General features: G+C 72.0%; 6 protein-coding genes. 3 read left to right on the top strand and 3 right to left on the bottom strand.

Annotation, left to right across the window (positions count from 1 at the left end):
- Positions 1-312 precede the first annotated feature (312 nt).
- Entirely contained in the window at positions 313-1,482 is a 1,170-nt protein-coding gene (locus AOK22_RS01030) for an adenosine deaminase (protein WP_055696601.1), read from the bottom strand.
- Positions 1,483-1,584: 102 nt separating this feature from the next.
- On the opposite strand from AOK22_RS01030, the gene AOK22_RS01025 reads away from it, so the two are divergent.
- Positions 1,585-2,349, top strand: a complete 765-nt coding sequence (locus tag AOK22_RS01025; protein WP_055696600.1) for an alpha/beta hydrolase — start codon at positions 1,585-1,587, stop codon at positions 2,347-2,349.
- Positions 2,350-2,395: 46 nt separating this feature from the next.
- On the opposite strand, the gene AOK22_RS01020 is transcribed toward AOK22_RS01025, so the two are convergent.
- The gene (locus AOK22_RS01020) at positions 2,396-3,400 is read right to left on the bottom strand and encodes a LysR family transcriptional regulator (RefSeq protein ID WP_055696599.1); all 1,005 of its coding nucleotides are present in this window, start codon (positions 3,398-3,400) and stop codon (positions 2,396-2,398) included.
- Between the two features lie 62 nt (positions 3,401-3,462).
- Between AOK22_RS01020 and AOK22_RS01015 the strand changes: the two genes are divergently transcribed.
- The gene (locus AOK22_RS01015; RefSeq protein WP_055696598.1) at positions 3,463-4,752 is read left to right on the top strand and encodes an MFS transporter; all 1,290 of its coding nucleotides are present in this window, start codon (positions 3,463-3,465) and stop codon (positions 4,750-4,752) included.
- A gap of 169 nt (positions 4,753-4,921) precedes the next feature.
- Positions 4,922-5,905 carry a sigma-70 family RNA polymerase sigma factor gene (locus tag AOK22_RS01010; protein WP_055696597.1) on the top strand — a complete coding sequence of 328 codons (984 nt, stop codon included), beginning with the start codon at positions 4,922-4,924 and terminating at the stop codon, positions 5,903-5,905.
- Here AOK22_RS01010 and AOK22_RS01005 read toward each other — a convergent pair.
- The gene (locus AOK22_RS01005) at positions 5,816-6,196 is read right to left on the bottom strand and encodes an STAS domain-containing protein (protein WP_055696596.1); all 381 of its coding nucleotides are present in this window, start codon (positions 6,194-6,196) and stop codon (positions 5,816-5,818) included. The two genes, AOK22_RS01010 and AOK22_RS01005, sit on opposite strands and share 90 nt — an antisense overlap.
- Positions 6,197-6,216: the final 20 nt, after the last annotated feature.

Below are 6,216 nucleotides of genomic sequence, written 5' to 3'. Positions count from 1 at the left end.
GGTCCAGGGGGAGCGCGGAGGAGACGGTGCCGAGGGCCGCGGCGGCCTCGGGGACGGCGGGGGCGGCGTTGGCGGCACCCGCGCCGGCGGCGGCGAAAGCGGCGCCGAGAGCGGCGACACCGAGGGTCTTGGCGGCAGACTGCTTCATCTTCACTGTGTCCTTGTGTCTTTGCTGAGCGGTTTACTGAGTGGGGGTTTGCGGGGTTCAACGACCGTAAACAGCACAGATCACGGGCGGCAATGAACAGAAAGCGGCCGGGGTCACGAGGACCCCGGCCGCTGACGCCGTCGGCAAAGACGCGCGGACTTCCGTCAGTTCTCGGCAGAAGCGCTGGTCGAGACGGTCTGACGGAACAGCCATTCGGACTTCAGCTCGGCATATCCGGGCTTGATCACGTCGTTGATCATGGCCAGTCGTTCATCGAAAGGAATGAATGCTGATTTCATCGCATTGACCGTGAACCACTGCATGTCGTCGAGCGTGTAGCCGAATGTGCCGACCAGGTGCTCGAATTCGCGGCTCATGCTGGTGCCGGACATCAGGCGGTTGTCGGTGTTCACCGTCGCGCGGAAGTGCAGTCTGCGCAGCAGCCCGATGGGGTGCTCGGCGTAGGACGTGGCGGCACCGGTCTGGAGGTTGGAGGTCGGGCAGAGCTCCAGCGGGATCCGCTTGTCGCGCACGTACGAGGCGAGCCGGCCGAGCCGCACGGTGCCGTCGTCGGCGATCTCGATGTCGTCGATGATGCGCACGCCGTGGCCGAGGCGGTCGGCGCCGCACCACTGCAGGGCCTGCCAGATCGACGGCAGGCCGAAGGCCTCGCCCGCGTGGATCGTGAAGTGGTTGTTCTCGCGCTTGAGGAACTCGAACGCGTCGAGGTGACGGGTGGGCGGGAAGCCCGCCTCGGCGCCCGCGATGTCGAAGCCGACGACGCCCGAGTCGCGGTAGCGGTTGGCGAGTTCGGCGATCTCCAGGGCGCGGGCCGCGTGCCGCATGGCGGTGAGCAGGGCGCCCACGCGGATGCGGTGACCGTTGGCCCGCGCGCGGCGCTCGCCCTCGCGGAAGCCGTCGTTGACGGCCTCGACGACCTCTTCGAGGGTGAGGCCCTGCTCCAGGTGCTGCTCGGGGGCGTAGCGGATCTCGGCGTAGACGACGCCGTCCTCGGCGAGGTCCTCGGCGCACTCGGCGGCCACGCGCCTGAGGGCGTCCTTCGTCTGCATGACCGCGCAGGTGTGGGCGAAGGTCTCCAGGTAGCGCTCCAGGGAGCCGGAGTCGGCCGCCTCGCGGAACCAGATCCCGAGCTTGTCGGGGTCGGTCTCGGGCAGTCCCTCGTACCCCGTCTCACGGGCGAGGTCGACGACGGTGCCGGGGCGCAGGCCGCCGTCGAGGTGGTCGTGCAGGAGCACCTTGGGGGCGCGCCGGATCTGTTCGGCGTCGGGCGTTTCACGGTCCGTGTGACCGGTCGTGTGAGTCTGGCTCGTCATTTCGGCACTCTAGCGCCTACGCGCGTAGAACTCACTGGTCGATACGTAACAGTGACCGTGCGGACGGGTGGCGTACACCATCGCTTCTGACACTGTTCTGTCATGGCACAGCAAGGGACCGCGAAGCCGGCGGGCGCGGCCAGGCTCGGGCGCGTGATCGGAACGGCGCCTGCCGCCGTGAGCGGGGCGGTGCTCCTGCTGCCCGGCGGCGCCGAGACATCCACCCGCAGACCCACGCCCCTGACGGCGGGCCCGGTCCGCGCGCTGGGGCGCAGACTGGCCCGCGACGGGCACGAGGCGGGCCTCGCCACCCATGTCGTGCACTACCGCTGCCGGGGCTGGAACGGCGCGCAGGCGCAGCTCGCCCAGGACACGGCGTGGGCGGCGGACGAGATCGTACGTCTCTACGGCGACGTCCCCGTCTGTCTGGCCGGCGTCGACATGGGCGGGCGCGCGGCGCTCCGCGCGGGCGGGCACACGGCGGTCAACTCCGTGCTCGCGCTGGCCCCTTGGCTGCCCGAGGACGACGTGGCCGCGCCGCCGGAGCCGGTGAAGCAGCTGGTGGGGCGGCGGGTGTTGATCGTGCACGGCACCAACGACGAGCGGACCGACCCCGAGCTGTCGTTCCGTTTCGCCGAGCGGGCGAAGAAGGCGAACCGTGACGTGTGCCGGTTCGAGGTGCACTCCGACGGGCACCGGCTGCATCAGCACCAGTCCGAAGTCCTCGCACTGGCCTCGGACTTCGTGATGGGCACGCTGTTCGGGGCGGACTTCGCCCGGCCCCTGGAGGACGCGCTGGCGGCGCCGCCGCCGCTGGGGCTGCGCATGCCGTTGGCCTCCGGCTTCGGGCAGTCCTTCCGCAAGTGACCGGGCGACGGTTGCCTGCCGGCCACCGGTTTCGCCGAGTTCGTCCTCAATCGCCGGACGGGCTGTCACTTCCCCCGTGGCCGGGCTGCACCAGGGTGTTCTGTTGCAGCAGTCTGCCCTTCCTGCTCAGCAGGAACTGCTTGAACGCCGCCACCGGCGGCGTGTCCGGGTGGCCGTCCAGCCAGGCCACGCCGATCTCGCGCACCGCGCGCTGGCCCGTCACCGTCAGCTCCACGACTCCCGGGCGGGCCACGGCCGGCGGCGGCAGCAGGGCCACGCCGAGACCCGCCGCGACCAGGCCCCGCAGCGTCTCCGCCTCCTCGCCCTCGAAGGCGACCCGGGGCCGGAAGCCCGCCTCCTGGCAGAGGTCGTCGGTGATGCGCCGCAGGCCGTAGCCCGGCTCCAGGGTCACGAAGGCCTCGTCGGCCGCCTCGGCGAGCCGGACCCGCTTGCGGGACGCGAGCCGGTGGTCGTCGGGGACGACCAGGCGCAGGCGCTGCTCGTCGAGCCGGCGGGCCACCAGGTCGGGGGCGTCGGGCACCGGCGAGGTGAGGCAGAGGTCGAGCTCGCCCGCGCGCAGCCGCTCCAGCATCGCCTCGCCGTAGTTCTGCACGAGGCTGAAGCGGATGCGCGGGTGGTCGGCGCGGAAGGCGCGGATCAGGCCCGGCACCGTCTCCGAGCCCATCGTGTGCAGAAAGCCGAAGGCGACCTTGCCGGAGGCCGGGTCGGCGTCCGCGCGCACCGACTCGGCGGCCCGCTCCACCTCGCCGAGCGCCCGCTCGACCGAGGCGAGGAAGGTGCGGCCCGCCGGGGTGAGCGCGACGGTGCGGCCACGGCGGACGAACAGGTCGACGCCGAGGTCCCGTTCGAGCCGGACGAGGGCGCGGGAGAGCGTCGACTGGGGGACCTGGAGCTCCTGCGCGGCGCGCGTGACGTGCTCGGTGCGGGCGACCCCCGCGAAGTACGCGAGGCGGGGCGCGAGCAGCGTCACGATGTCCTCTGCGTCACTGTTGCGTGACAGACGCGGCTGTGACCTCTGCTGATGCGGCATGGGAACGATTATGGGGTTTCCATGCATTGGACGCATCAAAAAGTCGGTCGTACGTTCATGGCATGCCTCCTGCCAGTAGCGGGGCGCCCGCCACCCCTGCGGTCGCCCTCACTCCGTCGTCCCCCGCCGCCGACACCCGGCTGACCCCCGGCGGTCCGGGCTACCGCAGGATGAGCTTCGCGCTCTTCCTCGCGGGCGTCGCCACCTTCGCCCTGCTCTACTCCACGCAGGCCCTCCTCCCCCTCGTCTCCGCCGACTTCGGCGTGAGCGCGAGCACGGCCAGCTGGACGGTGTCGGCGGCGACGGGCGCACTGGCTCTCTTCGTCCTTCCGCTGAGCGCGCTCAGCGAGCGCTTCGGGCGGCGCGCGGTGATGACCGCCGCACTGACCGTCGCCGTCGCGGTCGGGCTCCTCGTCCCCTTCGCCCCCTCCGTCGAGGTGCTGATCGCGCTGCGCGCCGTGCAGGGCGCGGCGCTGGCGGGGCTGCCCGCGTCCGCGATGGCGTTCCTCGCCGAGGAGGTGCGGCCCAAGGCGCTGGTCGCGGCCATCGGCATGTTCGTGGCGGGCAACTCGATCGGCGGCATGAGCGGGCGCATCGTGACCGGCTGGGTCGCGCAGGCCTGGGGCTGGCGCGTGGCGGTCGGGGTGGTCGGCGTCGTCGCGGTGCTGTGCGCCCTCGCCTTCCGCGCGCTGCTGCCCGCGCCGCGCCACTTCACGCCGGGCACGCTCAGCCCCCGGTCGCTGGCGCGTACGGTCCGTACGCATCTGTCGAACCCGCTCCTGTGCCGGCTGTACGCGATCGGCGCGCTGTTCATGACCGTCTTCGGCGCGGTCTACACGGTGATCGGCTACCGGCTCACCGAGGCGCCGTTCTCGCTCCCCCAGGGTGTCATCGGCTCGATCTTCCTCGTCTACCTCGTCGGTACGGTCTCCTCGGCGGCGGCCGGCCGGCTCGTGGCCCGGCTCGGGCGGCGCGGGGCGCTCTACCTCGCGGTGAGCACGACCGCGGGCGGGCTGCTGCTCTCGCTGGCCGACTCCCTCGTCATGGTGCTGCTGGGCCTGGTGCTGATCACGGCGGGCTTCTTCGCGGGGCACGCGGTCGCGTCCTCGTCGGTGAGCCGCACGGCCACCGAGGGCCGGGCCCAGGCGTCGGCGCTCTACCAGTCCGCGTACTACCTGGGCTCCAGCGCGGGCGGCACGCTCGGCGCGGTCGCCTTCCACGCGGGCGGCTGGGCCGGGACGGTGGGCCTCGGCGTCCTCGCGGTGCTCGGCGTCGTGTCGATCACCGTGTGGGGCTCGCACGCGGCGCGGACGCAGGAGCGGCGGGCGGTCGTGGCAGCGGCCGCGCACTGAGGCGGGAAGGACGGATTCCGGTCGCCCAACGCCCGCTGACCGCACGCTCTTCGGGGATTTCACCTGCGGGTTTGCCTGCTCCGGAGGCCGTTGTCAGTGGGCTGCTGTAGCTTCCGTTGTGCTGGGGCCTTTCACGGTCCCTTCACCGGAGCCGCAGGGGTGGGTTGGGATGAGCGACACCGCAGGGACGACGACCGATCTGGACGTCACGCTGGAGAAGTACCGGGTCGAGCTGACCGGGTACTGCTATCGGATGCTGGGCTCGGCCTTCGAGGCCGAGGACGCCGTGCAGGACACGATGGTGCGCGCCTGGCGCAGCTTCGAGAAGTTCGAGGGCCGCTCCAGCGTCCGCTCGTGGCTGTACCGCATCGCGACGAACGTCTGCCTGGACATGCTGAACGCGGGCAACCGCCGCGCCCGCCCCATGGACCTGACGGCCGCGGCCCCGCTGGCCCAGGCCGCCCTCACCCCGCGCCCCGACAACACCTGGCTGGAGCCGATGCCGGACGCCCGGGTGCTGCCGACCACCAGTGACCCCGCGGAGGCCGCGGTCGCCAAGGAGTCGGTGCGCCTGGCCTTCGTCGCCGCCCTGCAGAACCTGCCGCCCAAGCAGCGGGCGGTGCTGATCCTGCGCGAGGTCCTCGCGTGGAAGGCCAGCGAGGTCGCCGAGCTGATCGACACCTCGGTCGCCTCGGTCAACAGCGCGTTGCAGCGGGCCCGCGCCACCCTCGCCGAGCGGCCGGAGGACGACACCGCCGTCTCCGACCCGCTGGACGAGGAGCAGCAGAAGCTGCTCGACCGCTATGTCGCCGCCTTCGAGGGCTATGACATGGCGGCGCTGACCGCGCTGCTCGCCGAGGACGCCGTCATGACGATGCCGCCGTTCGACCTCTGGCTGCGCGGCACCTCGGACATCACGGGCTTCATGTCCACGATGGGCGCCCCGTGCGCCAACGGCCGCCTGCTGCCGGTGGACGTGAACGGCACGCCGGGCTTCGCCCAGTACAAGCCCGACCCCGACAACGGCGGCTACATGCCCTGGTCGATCCAGGTCATCGAGATCTCAGAGGGCCGCATCGCCGGCTTCCACTGCTTCCTGGACACCCAGCGGTGGTTCCCGCTGTTCGGGGTGCCCCTCCATCTCGACGACTAGGCCGAGGAGTTCGACGAGGCCGACGAGGCCGAGCAGCGCGAGCAGGGCGGGCGACGGGTTCCGCAGCCGGATCCGTCTCCCGGCCCTGCGGGCGGCGAGCTGCAACCGGGCGATGGCGTCGACGGTGGTCAGATCGGCGGTGGTGACGGCGGCGACGTCACAGACGACGTCGGCCGTCCCGCCCTCGCCGGGCCCGTGCCGGGCCGTCGCGACCCGCGCGCACAGGTCGGGGACGTCGCCTGCGCGCAGGGGGCCCGCGATACGGATGAGGTTGTCCTCGGAAGCGGTCACACAGGGTTGACCGACGGGAC

Source organism: Streptomyces silaceus (assembly GCF_001419745.1).
GTDB lineage: Bacteria > Actinomycetota > Actinomycetes > Streptomycetales > Streptomycetaceae > Streptomyces > Streptomyces silaceus.
This window is presented reverse-complemented; position numbering and strand designations above follow the sequence as displayed.

Coding starts and splice junctions, on each gene's coding strand:
- AOK22_RS01030 (WP_055696601.1), bottom strand. CDS start 1,482: ATGACGAGCCAGACTCACACGACCGGTCACACGGACCGTGAAACGCCC.
- AOK22_RS01025 (WP_055696600.1), top strand. CDS start 1,585: ATGGCACAGCAAGGGACCGCGAAGCCGGCGGGCGCGGCCAGGCTCGGG.
- AOK22_RS01020 (WP_055696599.1), bottom strand. CDS start 3,400: ATGCCGCATCAGCAGAGGTCACAGCCGCGTCTGTCACGCAACAGTGAC.
- AOK22_RS01015 (WP_055696598.1), top strand. CDS start 3,463: ATGCCTCCTGCCAGTAGCGGGGCGCCCGCCACCCCTGCGGTCGCCCTC.
- AOK22_RS01010 (WP_055696597.1), top strand. CDS start 4,922: ATGAGCGACACCGCAGGGACGACGACCGATCTGGACGTCACGCTGGAG.